At 70.4% G+C, this 17,060-nt stretch carries 12 protein-coding genes and 1 tRNA gene; 9 read left to right on the top strand and 4 right to left on the bottom strand.

Annotation, left to right across the window (positions count from 1 at the left end):
• The first annotated feature begins 83 nt into the window (after positions 1-83).
• The 5 genes from AC5RUW_RS02355 (at position 84) to AC5RUW_RS02335 (ending at position 9,557) form a co-directional block, all read left to right on the top strand.
• A complete protein-coding gene (locus AC5RUW_RS02355) occupies positions 84-2,390 on the top strand; it encodes an alkaline phosphatase (RefSeq protein WP_494159215.1) in 2,307 nt (768 codons plus the stop codon).
• 443 nt (positions 2,391-2,833) lie between these two features.
• Complete coding sequence (locus AC5RUW_RS02350) at positions 2,834-6,127, top strand: thioester domain-containing protein (protein ID WP_494159214.1); 3,294 nt, start codon at positions 2,834-2,836, stop codon at positions 6,125-6,127.
• A gap of 151 nt (positions 6,128-6,278) precedes the next feature.
• Positions 6,279-6,794, top strand: a complete 516-nt coding sequence (locus AC5RUW_RS02345; protein ID WP_494159213.1) for a hypothetical protein — start codon at positions 6,279-6,281, stop codon at positions 6,792-6,794.
• 86 nt (positions 6,795-6,880) lie between these two features.
• Positions 6,881-7,696: a GAP family protein gene (locus AC5RUW_RS02340; protein WP_494159212.1), complete on the top strand. Its 816-nt coding sequence runs from the start codon at positions 6,881-6,883 to the stop codon at positions 7,694-7,696.
• A gap of 163 nt (positions 7,697-7,859) precedes the next feature.
• Positions 7,860-9,557, top strand: coding sequence for a thiamine pyrophosphate-dependent enzyme (locus tag AC5RUW_RS02335; protein WP_494159211.1), 1,698 nt, complete (start codon positions 7,860-7,862; stop codon positions 9,555-9,557).
• A gap of 298 nt (positions 9,558-9,855) precedes the next feature.
• On the opposite strand, the gene AC5RUW_RS02330 is transcribed toward AC5RUW_RS02335, so the two are convergent.
• Positions 9,856-9,984, bottom strand: a complete 129-nt coding sequence (locus AC5RUW_RS02330; protein WP_494006229.1) for a hypothetical protein — start codon at positions 9,982-9,984, stop codon at positions 9,856-9,858.
• Positions 9,985-10,186: 202 nt separating this feature from the next.
• On the opposite strand from AC5RUW_RS02330, the gene AC5RUW_RS02325 reads away from it, so the two are divergent.
• The gene (locus tag AC5RUW_RS02325; RefSeq protein WP_494159210.1) at positions 10,187-10,696 is read left to right on the top strand and encodes a TetR family transcriptional regulator; all 510 of its coding nucleotides are present in this window, start codon (positions 10,187-10,189) and stop codon (positions 10,694-10,696) included.
• Here the strand turns inward: AC5RUW_RS02325 and AC5RUW_RS02320 are convergent.
• Both AC5RUW_RS02320 and AC5RUW_RS02315 read right to left on the bottom strand, forming a co-directional pair.
• Complete coding sequence (locus AC5RUW_RS02320) at positions 10,632-12,902, bottom strand: glycoside hydrolase family 3 C-terminal domain-containing protein (RefSeq protein WP_494159209.1); 2,271 nt, start codon at positions 12,900-12,902, stop codon at positions 10,632-10,634. The genes AC5RUW_RS02325 and AC5RUW_RS02320 overlap by 65 nt on opposite strands.
• Positions 12,903-13,054: 152 nt before the next feature.
• Positions 13,055-13,131 (bottom strand) — tRNA-Met (locus AC5RUW_RS02315).
• Positions 13,132-13,230: 99 nt separating this feature from the next.
• On the opposite strand from AC5RUW_RS02315, the gene AC5RUW_RS02310 reads away from it, so the two are divergent.
• The 3 genes from AC5RUW_RS02310 to AC5RUW_RS02300 all read left to right on the top strand — a co-directional run bounded on the left by AC5RUW_RS02310 (position 13,231) and on the right by AC5RUW_RS02300 (position 16,247).
• Positions 13,231-14,103, top strand: coding sequence for an alanyl-tRNA editing protein (locus AC5RUW_RS02310; RefSeq protein ID WP_494159547.1), 873 nt, complete (start codon positions 13,231-13,233; stop codon positions 14,101-14,103).
• Positions 14,104-14,273: 170 nt separating this feature from the next.
• Complete coding sequence (locus tag AC5RUW_RS02305; protein ID WP_494159208.1) at positions 14,274-15,572, top strand: MFS transporter; 1,299 nt, start codon at positions 14,274-14,276, stop codon at positions 15,570-15,572.
• A 171-nt stretch (positions 15,573-15,743) separates the two neighbouring features.
• Positions 15,744-16,247: a nucleoside deaminase gene (locus AC5RUW_RS02300; protein ID WP_494159207.1), complete on the top strand. Its 504-nt coding sequence runs from the start codon at positions 15,744-15,746 to the stop codon at positions 16,245-16,247.
• Between the two features lie 113 nt (positions 16,248-16,360).
• On the opposite strand, the gene AC5RUW_RS02295 is transcribed toward AC5RUW_RS02300, so the two are convergent.
• The gene (locus AC5RUW_RS02295; RefSeq protein ID WP_494159206.1) at positions 16,361-16,879 is read right to left on the bottom strand and encodes a GNAT family N-acetyltransferase; all 519 of its coding nucleotides are present in this window, start codon (positions 16,877-16,879) and stop codon (positions 16,361-16,363) included.
• Between the last annotated feature and the right edge of the window lie 181 nt (positions 16,880-17,060).

The raw sequence follows: 17,060 nt of genomic DNA, 5'->3' as shown, positions 1-17,060 counted from the left end.
GCAGAACGGCGGGCGGGGGCGCAGCGTCCGCAGGAGCATCCATCCATGCCCTTCCGGGCACGCACTCCCTAGGCGGATTTCCCATGAGCAACAGAACACGAACGACACTGGCAACGACGGCGGTGGCGGCGCTCCTGCTGGCCGGCTGCGGCACGGGCAGCGTTCCCGGCACGGCGGGGGACGGCCGTGGCGGGCCTCCGGGGCAGGACCACGGCGGCGGTAACGGCGGCGGGAACGGCGGGAACGGCGACGACGACGGCGCCCGCAACGTGATCCTGATGGTCGGGGACGGCATGGGCGCCGCGGCCCGGAACCTGATCCGGCTGGGCACGGTGGGCCTCAGCGGCGAACTCGAAATGGACTCGCTGCCGGTGGAGGGCCGCGCACACACCAACTCCGCGGACCCTGAAACGTTCGTCACCGACTCGGCCGCGGCGGCCACCTCGATGGCCACCGGCGTGAAGACCTACAACGGCGCGATCGGCATGGACCTGGCCCGGCAACCGGTGCCCACGGCCCTGGAGGTCGCCGAGGAGCTCGGCAAGGCCACCGGGCTGGTCACCACCAGCCTGGTCACTGACGCCACTCCGGCCGCCTTCGGCTCCCACGTGCTGGACCGGGACGAGCAGAGCGAAATCGCCCGCCAGTTCCTCGAGTCCTCCCGCCCGGAGGTCATCCTCGGCGGCGGAGAGGACTACTGGTATCCGGCAGGGAACCCGGGCGCCTTCCCGGACAACCCGCCGGAGGATCCGTCCGAGGAAAGCCAGGGCAGCGCCGGGAACCTGGTGGAGCGGGCCCAGGAGCTGGGCTACGACTACGTGACCGACGCCGAACAGCTCGCGGCGGCCGACGGCGACCGGCTGCTGGGCCTGTTCGCCAACCAGGAGATGTTCCAGTACGGCGACGACGTCGAGGAATCCTACGCCCCAACGGTGCCGCTGACGGACATGACCGCCAAGGCCCTCGACGTGCTCTCCGCGGCGGAGGACGGCTTCTTCCTCCTGGTGGAGGAGGAAGGCATCGACTCGATGGCCCATGTCAACGACGCTGCGCTCACCCTGGCCTCCGGCGCGGAGTTCGACCGCGCCGTCGGGCTGGCCCGGAACTTCGCGGAGGAGGAGGGCGAGACCCTGGTGATCGTCGTCGGCGACCATGAGACCGGCGGGCTGACCATCGAATCGCTGGACGACCCGGAGAATCCCGATGAGAGCGGGGACGGCCCCTCGGCCGAGGACGGGCCGCTCGACGTCGCTAACTCCGACCAGCAGTTCATGGTCGACTGGACCACCGAAGGCCACTCCGCGGTGGACGTGCCGCTGACCGCGATGGGCCCCGGCTCGGAGGAACTTGACGGGGTCTACGAGAACACCCGGATCTTTGAAGCCATGGTGGCGGCGATGCGCGCAGGAGCCGCTGACGACGGGGACGGTGACGGCGGAAGCGGCAGCCCCGGCGTCGGGCAGCGGCACCGGTTCGACCTGCAGTCCCACCGCGGCGGGCGGGGCGAGTACACCGAGGAATCGCTGACCGCCTTCGCCCGCTCCCTGGAACTGGGCGTGAGCACCCTGGAACTGGATACCCACCTCACCGAGGACGGGCGGGTGGTGGTCTGGCACGACGACACCATCCAGCCGGAGAAGTGCCGCGACACCGCACCGGCCCAGCCCGCCGATCCGGAGTACCCGTACGTCGGGGACAGGGTGGCGGACCTGACCCTGGCGCAGGTCAAGACCCTGGACTGCGGTTACCAGCAGCTGCCCGGCTACCCGGAACAGCAGGTCGTTGAGGGCAACCGGATCGCGGAACTGCGCGACGTGTATGCGCTCGCCGAGGAGTACGGCGCCCGCAAGGTCCGTTTCAACGTCGAAACCAAGGTGGAGGAGGGCCAGGCCGGCGGACCGGGCATGGTGGCCCTCACCGAGGCCGTGGTGGCGGAAATCCGGGCCGCCGGCACCGAACGGCGCACCACGGTGCAGTCCTTCGACTGGAGCGCGCTGAACCTCGTGCAGGACATCGCCCCCGAGCTGCGCACCGTCGCCCTGGCCGCCGACGCCGAGTCGCTCGGCGTCGGACAGCCCGGTGCGGCACCCGAGCTGGGCGGGATCGACATCGACGACTTCGGCGGGTCGGTGGTGCGGGCAGCGGCCGCGCAGGGCTACGACGTTGTCTCACCCATCTACACCACCGTCGATGAAACGATGATCCGTGATGCACGCCGGCTCGGCCTGCCCGTGATTCCCTGGACGGTCAACGAGGAGGCCGAAATGGTCCGGCTGATTGAACTCGGGGTGGCCGGCATCATCACCGACTACCCCACCCGACTGCGCGGCGTCATGGAGGACCTCGGCCTCAAGCTGCCCCGGGCCTATCCCGCCCCATACCAGTCCTGACCGTCGCCTCCCGGCGGCCGGCATGGAGGCAGCGCCCACCCTGCTCCCAGAAACCGTCCAGCCGGGAATCGTACGTTGGACGCAGGGCCGAACCCCGTTCCCCGGTCGCAGCCATGGGGGTCCGGCCCTGCCACAGGGCTTGGGTGGCTAAGCGGTCGCCCCGCTCCGCTGGTTGTCACACACAAGGATGCCCCGACCGTTCCGGAAGACCGGTCGGGGCATCTTGCTGTGCTGGGAACCACCAATCATGGACAGGCGGCACCAGTTTCGTCGTCTGCTCTTCTGGTACCGTGCCGCCGTCGTTACCGTCTGGGGTTCCCTAGCGTCTCACCAGCGCTTTGTTCCAACCCAAGGCAGGCACCCTTATGGCATCGTCACTACCTTTCGCGCGGTCGGGAACGCGGCCGGCCCTCAGACGCCCCCACGGTCTTCGCGCGCTGCTCGTGGCGCTGCTGGCGCTGTTCCTGGTCGCCGCGCCGCTCGGCGTCCCCGCCGGAGCCGTCTTCGAGGGCGAGCCTCCACGCAACACCCCCATCATTGAAGGCCCGAATACGGACCTCATCATTACCCGGCTGGGCGAGGGGCAGTCTGTGACCGGAGCGCTGCCGCCCGCGGGCAGCACCTGGGCCGTCAACGAGTACCCGACGTCCATCCCTCCGGGCTACCAAACCGACAACGTGGATTTTGCCGGCATCATCTATGCGCAGGACGTGGAGGGCACGGAGGAGGCGCCCACGTACTGCATTGACATCCGCACCTCGACCCGGGTGGACATCGGCTACGAAAACGGCACCTGGGGCGAGGCCAACGTCCCCAACGTCGGCTACGTGGCCCGGATCCTGAACTCCTACTACCCGGCCGTCCCGGGCCAGCCCGCCGGGTTGACCAACAACCAGCGTGCGGCCGCCGTGCAGGCAGCCATCTGGTTCTTCAGCGACGGCTATGTGGTCAACCCGCGTAACCCGCTGTATTCGGCGGTGCAGGCGATCGTCAACGCCACCGTCGCCGCCGGGCCGCTCACCGAGCCGGAGGCCCCCGACGTCAACATCGACCCGCCCACAGCGGAAGGCCCCGTCTCCGGTCTCACCGGCCCCTACACGCTGACCGCGGAAGACGGCGCCACGCTGACGGTGGCCGTGTCCGAGGGGTACAGCCTGTACGCCGACGCAGCCGGCACGCAGCCGCTGCCGGAGACGGTCCCCTCCGGCACCCAGGTCTGGGTGCGCAGCGACACCGGCAGTACGGAGCCCGCCGTGATCACCGCCAGGGCGGTGGTCACGGTGCAGAGCGGCAATGTCTTCCTCTATGACGGCAACACGCCGGGGGTGGCGAATGCGCAGAAGCTGATCCTTGCCGCCACCCGGGATATCTCCGCCACCGCCGAGGCAACCGCGGAGTTCTTCGCCGTCGGTGGCCTGACGGTCACCAAGAGCATTGCCGGGGAAGCGGCTGGCCAGCAGGGCGCGGTGACAGTCGCCGTCGACTGCGGCGACGACGGCCAGTTCACCCTCGACGTTCCAGCCGAAACCACGGAGGACACCTCCCAGACCTTCACCGGCATCCGCGCCGGTGCCGTCTGCACCATCACGGAGCCCGCCACGGGGGCCACCGACACCGTTCTGGTCATCCCCTCGATTCCCACCCCGGTGACCATCACCGCGGGCACGACGGCGACGGCCACGGTCATCGACACCTACACCTTCGCTCCGGGAACCCTGGTCGTGGAGAAGCTGTTCACCGGCGAGGCGGTGGGTAACCAGGGACAGATCGTGCTGAATGTCGTCTGCACCAACGGGCTGAACACCACAGTGACCATCCCGGAAGGCCAGGCCGAGACCTTCACCGCCGAGTTCGGCGACCTCCCGGCAGGGACCTCCTGCACCGTGACGGAGCCGACCACCGGCAGTACCGAAGAAGTCACGGTCACCCCCACCCTGCCCGCGGCGGTGACCATTCCTGCGGCAGGCAGCGTCACGGCCACGGTCAACAACGCGACGGCCTTCAACCCCGGCGTCATCGCGGTCAACAAGGTCATCGCCGGTCTGGCAGCGGGCCAGCAGGGCCCGGTCGTCCTCGCCCTGACCTGCACCAGCGGCGGCGCAACCGTCTTCTCGCAGAACATCACCATTGATGCCGGAGCCACCGGCACGGTCCGCAACGAATACGAGGGCGTGCCCGCGGGCGCCTCCTGCTCGGTGACGGAGACCAGCAGCGGGGCGACCGCCGCCGTCGGGGTTGCCACCGAAATCACCGGTCCGGTCACCATCCCGGCCGGCGGCGGAGCGGAAATCACCGTCACGGACACCTACACCCTGAATCCGGGCAGCATCACGGTGGCCAAGGCCCTGGCCGGGCCTGCCGTGGGCCAGCAGGGCCCCGTGACCCTCCGGGTCATCTGCACCGCAGACGGCGCCGTCGTGCTCGACGAAACCGTGGAGCTCGCAGCCCAGGCAGTGGCAGGCACCTCCGAGACCTTCCCGAACGTGCCGGCCAACGCCTCCTGCGCCGTCACCGAACCGGCCACCGGGGAAACCGTGCAGGTCGCGGTGGACGTCGACCTGCCTGACACCGTGACCATTCCCGCCGGCGGTACGGTCACGGCCACGGCGACGGACACCTACACCCTGAAAGACGGCCTTCTCCAGGTGGTCAAGACCATCGACGGTGAAGCGGCCGGGCTGCAGGAGGGGATCGAAATCGACGTCAGCTGCGGTCCCGACGGGTCCGTGCTGCTCCAGACCTGGACGATCCCGCCCGGAAGCACCGGCGAGAACGTCTCGGAGTACCGCAACATCCCCGCCGGCACCGAGTGCACGGTCACGGAAGTCACGGCCGGCACCACCCCCGCAATCACCGTGGTCACGGTGGAGCCGGATCCGGTGACCGTCCCGGCGGGTGAACGGATCCAGGAGCGGGTGTCCAACACCTACAGCTTCGCTCCCGGAACCCTGGCCGTGAACAAGGTCTTTGCCGGTGCCGCCGCAGGCGAGCAGGGAGACGTGCAGCTTGAGGTGCTGTGCACCCTCAACGGCGAAGAGGTGCTGTCCGAAACGGTGGACATCCCCGCCGGGGAGACGGAAACGTTCCAAACCGCCTTTGAGGACATCCCTGCCGGAGCGGAATGCTCGGTGACCGAACCCGTCACCGGCGCCACCGAAACCGTCAGCGTTCTGACCGACCTGCCCGATCCGGTCACCATCCCGGCCGGCGACGGTGCGGAGCTGACCGTGACGAACACGTACGGGTTCGGTCCGGGGATTCTCGCGGTCACCAAGACGATCGCCGGCGCGGCCGCGGGAGAACAGGCGGAAGTGATCATCGACGTCCGCTGCACGGTGGGTGAGGAGGCCAGCCTGACGGCGACGGTCACCGTGCCGGCCGGCACCACGGGCAGCTTCAGCCAGGAGTTCCCGGGCGTGCCGGCAGGTTCGGAATGCGCCGTGACGGAGACCGCGGACGGGCGCACCGAAACGGTCAGTGTGGAAACCGTGCTGCCCGCCGCGGTCACGGTGCCCGCAGCCGGCAGGGCCGAGCTGGCGGTGGTCAACACCTACGCCACCGACGTCAGGCCGGCGCCCGCGCCCCGGCCGCGGCCGGAACAGCCGGGAAACCTTCCGGACACCGGCAGCAACGGGGTGGGCCTGGCCTTCTCCATCGGCGCCGGGGCGCTGTTGCTGGGAAGCGTGCTCCTTATGGCGGTCCGGCGGCGCCGGGGGACAACAGGTGAGAACCTCTAGCCGCTGAACGGGAGGAAGCGGGCGGCAGCCTCCTGCCGTCCGCTTCCTGCCGTCCCGGCGTTCCCGGCACCCCGGAGACAAAGCACGTGACGGGGCGCATACTGGTGCGGGCGTTTGAAACGACCGGACACGACGGGACGGTGGAAGAGCAGTGGAACGCGAAGGCCGAACGAAGACTGTCTCCGGCCTGCCTGACAAGCAATCGGGCGGCCGTCCTTCGTACGCACGCACCCCGGCGGGCGGCGGGCCGCTCGGCAGGGCGCGGGCCCTGGACCTCGCAGCGGGACTCTGCGCGGTTGCGGCGGCGCTGCCCACCCTGCTGCTGTGGGGGATCATTCTCGGGCCGGTGCCCACTGAACCGACCGCCGAGGAGATGCTGTCCCTCACCGCCGGTGCGGGCGGATTCGGCGCCCTGGGCAGCGGCCTGGCCCTTGCCGCCGCCGCACTGCGGCAGGCGCCCGGGTCAGGGGCGTCCAGGCCTGCCCGTCACCGGCGGATATGCGCCGCAGCCGCCGTCTCGGCAGCGCTCTGCCTGCTCGCCAATCTGATGCGCCACGTCATCTGGGAAACCGACCGGATCGTTGTTCCGGTCCTGGCCGTCTGCTCGGCCGCGTTGGTGCTCGCCCTGTTCTCCGGAATCTTCGGACGGATGGAACGCGCCGGCTGAGCCGGGCGGTCCCTCCTCCTTTCGACGGATGGGGAACCTCCTTTTGAAGGACGACGGCGGCCCGGGACGCTTCCTAGGGTTGCGGCATGAGCATCACACTCCTGGGCGTCCTGGCCCTCCTGGCGCTGATTGATTCGACCAGCTTCGGCACTCTGCTGATTCCCATCTGGCTGATGATGGCCCCCGGGCGGCTGCGGCCGGGCCGGGTCCTGCTCTTCCTCGGCGTGGTGGCGGCCTTCTATCTCGCCCTGGGCCTGGCCCTGGCCGGCGGCCTCATGATGATTCCCTGGCAGGACGGCGGGTTCGAACTCCGGTCCCTGTTCGAGGAACGGCCGACGGCACTGATCCTGCTGGCGGGCGGCGCGGGCCTGCTCGCCTGGAGCTTCCAGCTGGAGTCGAAGGCAAAGCGGGACAAAGCTGCCCGGCAGGCCGCTGAAGTCCAGGCAGCGGGAACACGGCAGGCCTCCGACGCCGGAGCCCCGACTGCGTCCGTACCCGCCGCGGTGCCGCCGCTGCCGGGCCGGCTTGGCCGCTGGCGGCAGCGCGCCGTCGGGCAGGGCGGAGCCGGCGGAGCGGGGGCGCTCGCCGGCCTGGCCCTGGCGGCCGCCGGGCTGGAGGCCGCCAGCATGCTGCCCTATCTGGCCGGCATCGGGCTGATCACGACCTCGGGGATCGGATGGCCGCTGACCGGCGGTATTCTGGTCGGCTACTGCACCGTCATGGTGCTGCCCGCCCTGCTGCTGCTGGCGGCGCGGATGCTGGCCGCGCGCCGCATGGAACCGGTGCTGCGGCGGCTGGACGACTGGCTCACCCGCAATGCAGCGAACACGCTGTCCTGGGTGGTCGGAGCACTGGGTGTGATCCTCATTGTCAACAGCGTGGACGGCGCCCTCAATGCATGACACGGGGCGCAGCCCTGCGCCGGGGCCGTGGCCGGGTGCGCACGGGTTCGTGACGCAACAAAGCGGTTGATAGGGGCGTCCGGGCTAACATGCTCGAAAATACCGAGTTATCACCGACCCCCGGCCAGCGGCGCCGGACGGGGCAGATCTGCGAGGACACGACATGGCAACGGAGCCTTTGGAACAGCCGACCCTGGAGGCGGGCGCCCTGCGCGCCGCAGCCCCCGCAGCCACCAAATCGGCGGGTCACGTCATCGTGGATGCCCTGGCCGCCCACGGTGTGAAGCGGGCCTACGTCGTTCCGGGTGAAAGCTACCTTGACGTGCTCGACGGCCTGCACGACTCCGCGATCGAGACCATCGTCTGCCGGCATGAAGGCGGTGCGGCCTACATGGCCGAGGCTGACGGAAAAATGAACCAGGTGCCCGGCGTGGCCATGGTGACCCGTGGCCCGGGTGCCGCCAACGCCCACGTGGGACTCCATACCGCGTGGCAGGACTCGACTCCCATGGTCCTGTTCGTCGGCCTGATTCCTTTCCAGCACCGGGACCGGGAGGCCTTCCAGGAGTTCGACATCAAGGCGTGGTTCGACACCGGAGCCAAGCGCGTCATGGTCCTGGACCACCCCGAGCGTGCCTCCGAGATCGTTGCCGAAGCCATGTTCGCCGCCAGCAGCGGACGGCCCGGCCCCGTCGTCGTCGGCCTGCCGGAGGACGTGATCCGGATGCAGGTGGACTCCACCCCGCACCCGGTCATCCCGGTCGCTCCGGGCGGCATGACCGTCACGGACTGGAAGGCCCTGCGGGATGCGCTCATGGAGTCGGAGAAGCCCCTGTTCGTCACCGGCGGCAACGACTGGACCCAGGAAGGCGTGGATGAGCTGACCCGCTGGCTGGAGGAACACCACATCGCGGCCGCGGTGGAATGGCGCTGCGAGGGCAACATTCCGTTCAGCTCGCCCAGCTATGTGGGGCCGATCGGCTACGGCCGGCCCAAGCCCACCTACGATCTCCTGGAGGAGACGGACCTGCTGGTCTTTGTGGGCACCGTGCCCGGTGACGTGATCACCGACGGCTTCATCATCCGCCAGGACTGGGCGCGGAAGAACTTCCTGGTCACCATCGACCCCTCGCTGCGCGGCCGCTCCGGCGCCGTGTCCTGGCAGATCGTGGCCAAGCCCGACGTCTTCGTGAGGGACCTCGTGAAGATGGACCTGCCCGTGCGGGACGAATGGCGGGCCTTCACGGAGCGGATGCGCTCGGAGCAGGAGAAGTTTGCGGCGCTCCCGCCTGCCGAGCCCTCGGCGGGCCGCGCCCGGATGGACACTCTCATGGCCAACCTCGTCCCGACGCTGCCCGAGGACGCCGTGGTGACCCTGGGCGCCGGCGAGCACACGAACTGGGCGCACCGGTACTTCCCGTCCGAGCGGTTCGCCTCCATGATCAGCGCCCGCAACGGCTCCATGGGATATTCGGTGCCGTCCGCGATCGCCGCCTCGCTGAACTTCCCGGGGCGCCGGGTGGTCACCATCGCCGGCGACGGCGAGTTCCTGATGAACGGGCAGGAGCTGGCCACCGCCGCCCAGTACGGTGCGACGCCGCTGGTGGTCGTCATGGACAACCAGGAATACGGGACCATCCGCACTCATCAGGAACGGCACTATCCGGAACGGGTTTCGGGCACCCAGCTGAAGAACCCGGACTTCGCGGCCATGGCCCGGGCCTTCGGCGGCTGGGGGATCCGGGTCGAACAGGACAGCGAGGTGCCCGGCGCCGTCCGCGATGCTCTGCAGGCGATCGACGAGACAGGCACCTTCGCGCTGATCCACCTCATCGTGGACCAGCGGGTCAAGGCGTACTGACCGCATGGGCCGTCCCGGGTGGTCGGACGGCGTGCGCGCCGGGCGGGAGAAAGACCGCCCGGCGCGCACGCTTAAACGGCCGCATAATGCCTGCAGCCCAAAGAAATGCGCAACCCGTTGACTGCCGGCAATTGCAGTCGGGCGGCATGGAACAAAACAGATAAAATACCTGAGGGAAACGGCGCGCGGAGTGCCGAAAATATTTAGCTGCCCCGCCTGGCTTCAGTCCAAAGCCAGGCGGTGCAGGGGCTGCGACGGGGGTGGCCGCCCGGTGTGGCGACGCCGGGCGGCCGTTCCGTCAGCGCTGGTTCTTGCGCGGCTTGATGATCTCGCTGGTCTCGGCCCTGGCCCGCTTCTCGGCGCGTTTCTCCAGGATCGTGCGGCCGGTCTTCTTGGCTCCGGAACCGCGTGGCGACTTGCCTGCCATCCCAACCAACTCCTTCTGTAGGTCCGTAGTTCGAACCATACCCAAGAAAAAAATAAAAGCCAGCCGCAGGGCACCCGGGTTTTTTGCGGTGTGATGTGCGCGGCGTTTTTCCCGCCCGGCTGTCTTTTCCCGGGGCGGTTTCCTACGATGGTCGGATCAGCTGTCCGCTGAGGTTCAATTCGGGCGGTTTTGTGGAGGAAAAATGTTCAGGCCGGGCGCACCCCTGGAAGAGATCGAGCAGGACGTCGAGTCGGTGATCCAACGCCTGGTGGCGGAGCTGGACACCACCGCGCAGCGGGACCCGCATCAGCCCGGGGCAGGGGACCGGGCCTACATCAAGGCCTTCTCCGATGCCCGGGCCAACAGTGATACCGACCAGGTCTCCCTGCTGGCCACGGCCGTGACCCGGCCCCAGCTGGCGGAATCGCTGCTCTACCTGAACCGCACCCTGGACAGCCAGGACCTGGATCCGCGCGAACCCGCCGGGCTGATCGGCATTGTCGTGCGGCTGGCGATGGACGGGCTGTGGGTCAGCGACATCCTGGACTCCACCCGCTTCACGGAGGCCCAGCGCCGTCGGATCACCGACCTGCTGACCCGGCTGACCTACGTCGACGACGCCCGGCTCGGGCAGCTGCTCGATGAGCTCACGCCTGGCGGCTCAGCGCCATCAGCTGCTCAAGCTGGTCCCGGGGAACGGCGGCACCGGTAAAGTTCAGGAACTGGCCCATCGGCATGGAGGAGATCATCTCCAGCAGATCGGCCCCGGCGTCTCCGCTGCCTCCCGGAGCCAGCGCGGCCAGGGCCTGGCGCAGCACCGGGCCCACGGCCGGATGGGAGAGCCATTCGCCGAGCGTGGAATCAAGGTCGAGAGCGGGGTCGGGACGGTCTCCGTCCAGCTGAAGCTCGGCCTCCGCCACAATCCACGCAGCGCTCTCCCCGATCTGGATCCGGTACCGGCCGCCGGCCACGCGCCAGCCGCCGGCCGGCGTGTCCCAGAACGCGAAGGCGCGGCGGCCCAGGTCCAACCGGATCTCCCGCTCCTCGCCAGGTTCCAGGAACACCTTGGCGAAGGCCCGCAGCTCGCGCTCCGGGCGGCGCACCGGGCCGTCCCCGGCGGCCACATAGCACTGCACCACGTGCCCGCCCGCCCGGGTGCCGGTATTGGCCACCCGCAGGCTGACGACGGCGCTGTCCGGGCCCGCCGGCGCGACGGTGAGGGCGGAGGTGCTGAACGTGGTGTAGCTCAGGCCGTGGCCGAAGGGATAGCGCACCGCGCGGCCGGCCGTCTCAAAGCCCCGGTAACCGACCATCACCCCTTCCCCGTACCGGACATGCCCCAGTTCGCCGGGAAAGTTCAGATAGCTGGGGGTGTCCTGCAGGCGCAGCGGAATGGTCTCCGCAAGCCGTCCCGACGGGTTGGCCACACCGAACAGCAGATCCGCCAGGGCGCCGCCGCCGGCCTGGCCCAGCAGCCACCCCTCCAGGATGGCGTCCACCCCGTCATGCCAGCCTTCGAGGCTCACCACCCCGCCGTTGGACAGGACGACGACGGTACGCGGGGCAGCGGCGGCGACGGCGCGGATCACGCCCACCTGTGCGGCTGGGAGGTCGATTCCGGTGCGGTCCACGCCCTCGGACTCGTCCTGGTCAGCCAGTCCGGCGAACACGACGGCGACGTCGCACCCTTCAGCCGCCGCCGCCGCGTCAGCCAGCAGGGCCGGGGCATCTCCGCCGCCGTCCAGGCTGAATCCCTGCCGGTACTCGACGGCACCGCCGCGCTCAGCGGCCAGGGTGCGGACCGCCTCCAGCGGAACGTCCACCCGCGTCGGGTTGATGTGGGAGCTGCCGCCTCCCTGGAAGCGCGGTGCCACGGCGAACTCACCGACCACCAGCAGCCGCTGCGGCCCGTCCAGCGGGAGCACGCCGTCGTTCTTCAGCAGCACCGCGCAGCCGACGGCCAGTTCGCGGGCCAGCCTATGGTGGGCGTCGACGTCGAAGGCGCCCTCGGGTTCCCGGGCCAGCGCGGCCAGGGCCGCAGCCCGGGCGGCGGCGTCGTCGACCACGGCTTCATCCAGGTGTCCGTCCCGGACGGCGCGGACCACCTCGGCGTCGCCCAGCCCGCCGTTGCCGGGCATCTGCAGGTCCAGGCCGGCCGCGAGCGCGGCGACGCGGTCGGCGACCGCGCCCCAGTCCGAGACCACGGCACCGGTGAAGCCCCACTCCCGGCGCAGCACCGTGGTCAGCAGCCAGGGGTTCTGCGAGGAGTAGACGCCGTTGATCCGGTTGTAGGAGCACATCACGGTGGCCGGGGAAGCGGTGCGGACGATGTGCTCGAACGCTGCCAGGTAGATTTCGCGCAGCGTCCGTTCGTCCACCTCGGCGCTGATCCGCATCCGCTCGGTTTCCTGGTTGTTCGCCGCGAAGTGCTTCACCGAGGCGCCCACGCCGCGTTCCTGCAGCCCGGCCACGTGGGCCGCGCCCAGCTGTCCGGACAGCAGCGGGTCTTCGCTGTAGTACTCAAAGTTGCGTCCGCACAGGGGAGAGCGCTTGATGTTCACGCCCGGGCCCAGCACGACGCCGACGCCGAGGGCGCGTGCCTCCTCGCCCACGGCTGCGCCCAGCCGGCGCGCGGCGTCCGGGTCCCAGCTGGAGCCCACGGCGACGGCGGGCGGGAAGCAGGTGGCCGGTGCGCTGCGGTTCAGGCCCAGATGGTCGGCGGCGCCGGTCTGCAGCCGCACTCCGTGCGGGCCGTCGGTCATCACCACTGAGCCGATTCCGGCTTCCGGTACGGCCTTGGTGGACCAGAAGTCCCGTCCGGACAGCAGCGACGCCTTCTGCTCCAGGGACAGGGCAGCCACGTCGACGGGCTCGTGCGGCGCGGCGGGCGGCTGGGCAGGGGCGGCTGAATCGGGCATGGTGCTCCTCAGCGAAGGGGACCGTTCAGGCCACTGAGTAAACCACTGATCAGGGTGCGGCGGCACCCCCGGGCAGGGACGGCGGGAGCCGGGGCAGGCCGGGTTAAACAAAAACGGTTCCGGCTGGATGTACCAGTCGGAACCGTTTTCCTTGGTTGCGGGGGCAGGATTTGAACCTGCGACCTCTGGGTTATGAGCCCAGCGAGCTACCGAACTGCTCCACCCCGCGGCGTGATATCCACTCTACAGCAGGGGCGCGGAAACCTCGAATCGTGTGGGCTGATTCACAACTATCCGCTCACGGGTTCGCTACGCTGGCCGCGTGACTATGCCCTGCCGTGACACCCAGGTCAGCTATCCCGACGGCGCCACCGACGGATTATCAACCGTGCTCCATGTGGAGGCGCTTCCCGACGGCCGGCAGGCCGTCCTGCTCGAGGTGACGCCGGTGCACCCGGTGGATTTCGCGTGGCCGGACCAGGGCGCGGACCGGGCCTGGCTTCAGACCGGCGGTGATGAGGTGCCCGTGCTCGACTGTGTGGTCGGAGCCGTGGCGGACGGCCGGCTGCATCTTGGCGGGGCCATCCCGGTCAGGAAGGGCACCGAAGGCTGGGCCTTCGTGGTCGCGCACATCGTGGGCCCGGAGGCGGCCGTGGAGGAGGGCGGCGTCGTCGGCGTCCAAGTCGACGCCTCCCACCGCGCCGCGCTGTCGGCCGGGCATACCGGCTGCCACCTCGCGTCGCTGGCCCTGAACCGGGAACTGGCCGGGGCATGGCGGAAGGACGTGGCGCTCGACGCCGCCGGGCATCCCAACTTCGATGCGCTGGCCATCGACACCTCCACGATCCTGCCCGACGGCTCCCGGGACGTGTACCGGCTGGGCAAATCCCTGCGGCGCAGGGGATTCCAGCCGGAGGAGCTCCTCGGCCGGCTGGAGGACATCACGAACCGTGTCAACGCCGTCCTGGCCCAGTGGACGGCATCCCAGGCAGCCGTGGCGGTCGAGCGTGAAGGCGGCAGGGGCCTGACCGACCTGCGCCGCTGGACCTGCGCCCTGCCGGAGGGAACCGTGTCCATTCCGTGCGGTGGAACGCACGTCGCCTCCCTGGCTGACCTTCTGGAGGTCAGGGTGCACCTGCAGGCCGAGGAAGCGGCCGGAGCAGTCGTCGTCACCATGGATACCCTCAGCCCCCGGCGCTGAGGCTGGCTGCGCGCAGCCGCCGGTCCGCTACCTTCCCCCGAACCCGGTGGCCGGAGGACTCCGTCCCTGTGACGCGGGAAGCCGACGCGTTTTGGCCCGGCTCCGCCGTCCGCCTTAGCGTGGTCCTCCTGAAAGCCCGCCGGCAGCCCATGCCCGGGGGAAAGGACAGCGTGAGAACAGCAGATACCGGTTCGAGGCCGGCAGCGCCGGGAAACGGCACGCCCGGTGCGCCCGAAAGCGCGGAACCCGGGCCCCGGACCGGCGGGCGCCCCGCCGTCGCCCGCCGCGGTGTCGCCCGCCGGGGCGGGCTCTACCTGGGTTTGTGCATCGTGCTGATCGGGCTGAACCTGCGCACCGTGTTCTCCAGCTTCTCCGCTGTCCTGGCCGAGATCACCGCGGCCACGGGCATGCCTGCCGCGCTGGTGACCGTCCTGACCACGATGCCGGTGCTGCTGCTGGGCGCGGTCGCTCCCGCGGCGCCGCCGCTGGCCCGCCGTTTCGGCATTGAACGGATCATCCTGGCCGCCATGCTGCTCCTCGCCGCAGGGCTCGCCGTGCGCGGTACGGGTGCCTTCCCGGCCATGCTGGCGGGCACCGCGGCCGCCGGGGCCGGGATCGGCGTCGTCAACGTCCTGCTTCCCACCCTGGTCAAGCGAGACTTCCAGCACCGCGTGGGACTGATGAGCGGGCTCTACACCGGCGCCATCTGCGCCGCAGCCGCGCTCGGCGCCGGTTTCACGCAGCCGCTGCTGCAGGCCACCGGCTCCTGGCAGGGAGCGCTGCTGTTCTGGGCGCTGCCGGCCGCCGTCGTCGTGCTGGTCTTCGCGCCGCTGGCGCTGGGGCGGCCGCCGGTCCCGGCCGGCACCGCGACGGCGGCGCCCGTCTCCGTCTGGCGCTCGCCGACCGCCTGGCAGATCACCGCGTTCATGGCCCTGCAGGCCATGATGTCCTTCAGCGTCTTCGCCTGGCTGGCACCGATCCTGCGGGACCGCGGCATTGACGGCGGAACTGCGGGCTGGGTCGTCGCGGCGTCCATCGTGGTCCAGGTGGGCGGTTCGTTCCTCGCCCCGCCGCTCGCCGCCAGGCTGCGGAGGCAAAGCTGGCTCAACGCAGCCATCGCGCTGCTCACCGGAGCCGGCTTCGCGCTGTGCATCTTCGGGCCGGTCCAGCTGATCTGGCTCTGGGCCGCGATGCTGGGCGTCGGCCAGGGCAGCCTCACCGCCCTGGCCCTGACGCTGATCGTGCTGCGCACCCGCGGCGCGGACACCGCGGCGCGGCTTTCCGGAATGATGCAGTGCATCGGATACGGCGTCGGGTCCTCCGGAACGCTGCTGGTGGGCCAGCTCCACGCGGCCACCGGCTCCTTCGTGCCGGCCGGCGTGATGTTCCTGGGCATCGGCGCCGCGGCCGCCGTCTTCGGTTTCCTAGCCGGCCGCGACCGGTACGTGGGGGAGGGCCGGCAGGCCTGACGGCGGCAGGATTGTCACAATCCTTCGCCGGGCCTCGGCGGCGGGAGGAAGCGGTGTTACTGTCGCTGTGCAAAGGCGGGCGCGGCACGGCCGCGCTATCCACCTGGCGTCCACCTGCAGATCCGCACGGTCCACGCCGGACCGGAGCGCCGGCACCACGGGGAGCCCCACATGAATACTGCCGACACCGCCACCCGCACCGGAGATGAAGCCCGCTGGCTCGCCCGGGCCGTCGACCTCGCCACCCGCAACGTCGCCGACAACGGGGGTCCCTTCGGAGCCGTCATCGTCACCGCGGACGGGCGGGCGTTCGACGGCGCGAACCGCGTCACCGCCAACAACGACCCCACCGCGCACGCGGAAGTCACCGCCATCCGCAACGCCTGCGCAGCGCTGGGCACCTTCGACCTCAGCGGCGCGGTGCTCTACACGAGCTGCGAGCCCTGCCCCATGTGCCTGGCGTCCTCGCTCTGGGCGCGCCTGGACCGGGTGGTCTTCGCCGCAGACCGGCATGACGCCGCGCGGGCCGGCTTCGACGACGCCGAGTTCTACGAATACTTCGAAACACCGGTCGAGGAGCGCACCCTGCAGGTCACCCGGATGGCCCTGTCCGACGACGCCGCCCAGGCGCCCTTCACGGCCTGGCGGGGAGTCGAGAGCCGCGTCGACTACTGAGCGGCCGCCTGCCGACGGCCCGCCTGTCGCCTGCCGGCGGGCGGGCCGCGGCGCGGGCGGGGTTCGCTGTCCAGACATGGCGCGGCGTCCCGAAAAGGGGCCGCTGCGCGGCCCTATCCCGGCGGGTGTGGCAGCACGGCCCGCAGTCCCGCTCCGATGTCCTTGGCGTAGCAGACCGACCCCGGGGCGCCGGCGTAGGGTCCGTATCCCGGAACCATCCGGTATCCGGCCGTCTCGTAGAACCGCTTGCCGTCCGGCTGGGCGGAGCCGGCCTCGGCCGCCACGGTCCGGTACCCGGCCTGCCATGCGTGGGCTTCAAGGGCGGCCAGGATCGACGTCGCCACCCGGGAGCCGCGCGCGTAGGGCAGGACATACAGCCGCTTGACCTCCGCCGTCGTTTCATCGACCCGGCGCAGCCCGCCGCAGCCCAGCGGCTGGCCGTTGGAGCGGGCATAGGCGATGAAGAAGACCTCATGGTCCTGCTCGGACGGCGGCGCCGGATCATGCCGGGCGGTTCCGAACCGGGCGTCCAGCTCGGCCTGCTGCGCGGCCCGCAGGTCTGCGCCGACAGGGTTGGACCAGGGGACTTTCCGCAGCCGCAGCGGAGGCGCCGCGTCAAAGGAGCCGGACAAGGGGGCCTCCCGGGGGCAGTTGGGACGGTACAGCGTTCCCTGCGCGGCCGGCAATCCCGGCCGCTTTCGGCCAGCCTAGGCACGGCCGGTTACCCCCGTGTTTCCGCCCCGTGGCAGGCAGGCAACGGTTCCGTTCCAACGGATGACGGGCCGCGCTGCGGGACCCGACTGTGGTGTTCCC

Source organism: Arthrobacter sp. Y3222053, from assembly GCF_059092805.1.
This window is presented reverse-complemented; position numbering and strand designations above follow the sequence as displayed.

What these genes read in the sequence shown, in the direction of transcription:
- AC5RUW_RS02320 (WP_494159209.1), bottom strand. Translation starts at nt 12,902, where the DNA reads ATGCCCGATTCAGCCGCCCCTGCCCAGCCGCCCGCCGCGCCGCACGAG.
- AC5RUW_RS02355 (WP_494159215.1), top strand. Translation starts at nt 84, where the DNA reads ATGAGCAACAGAACACGAACGACACTGGCAACGACGGCGGTGGCGGCG.
- AC5RUW_RS02300 (WP_494159207.1), top strand. Translation starts at nt 15,744, where the DNA reads ATGAATACTGCCGACACCGCCACCCGCACCGGAGATGAAGCCCGCTGG.
- AC5RUW_RS02335 (WP_494159211.1), top strand. Translation starts at nt 7,860, where the DNA reads ATGGCAACGGAGCCTTTGGAACAGCCGACCCTGGAGGCGGGCGCCCTG.
- AC5RUW_RS02310 (WP_494159547.1), top strand. Translation starts at nt 13,231, where the DNA reads ATGCCCTGCCGTGACACCCAGGTCAGCTATCCCGACGGCGCCACCGAC.
- AC5RUW_RS02340 (WP_494159212.1), top strand. Translation starts at nt 6,881, where the DNA reads ATGAGCATCACACTCCTGGGCGTCCTGGCCCTCCTGGCGCTGATTGAT.
- AC5RUW_RS02325 (WP_494159210.1), top strand. Translation starts at nt 10,187, where the DNA reads ATGTTCAGGCCGGGCGCACCCCTGGAAGAGATCGAGCAGGACGTCGAG.
- AC5RUW_RS02330 (WP_494006229.1), bottom strand. Translation starts at nt 9,984, where the DNA reads ATGGCAGGCAAGTCGCCACGCGGTTCCGGAGCCAAGAAGACCGGCCGC.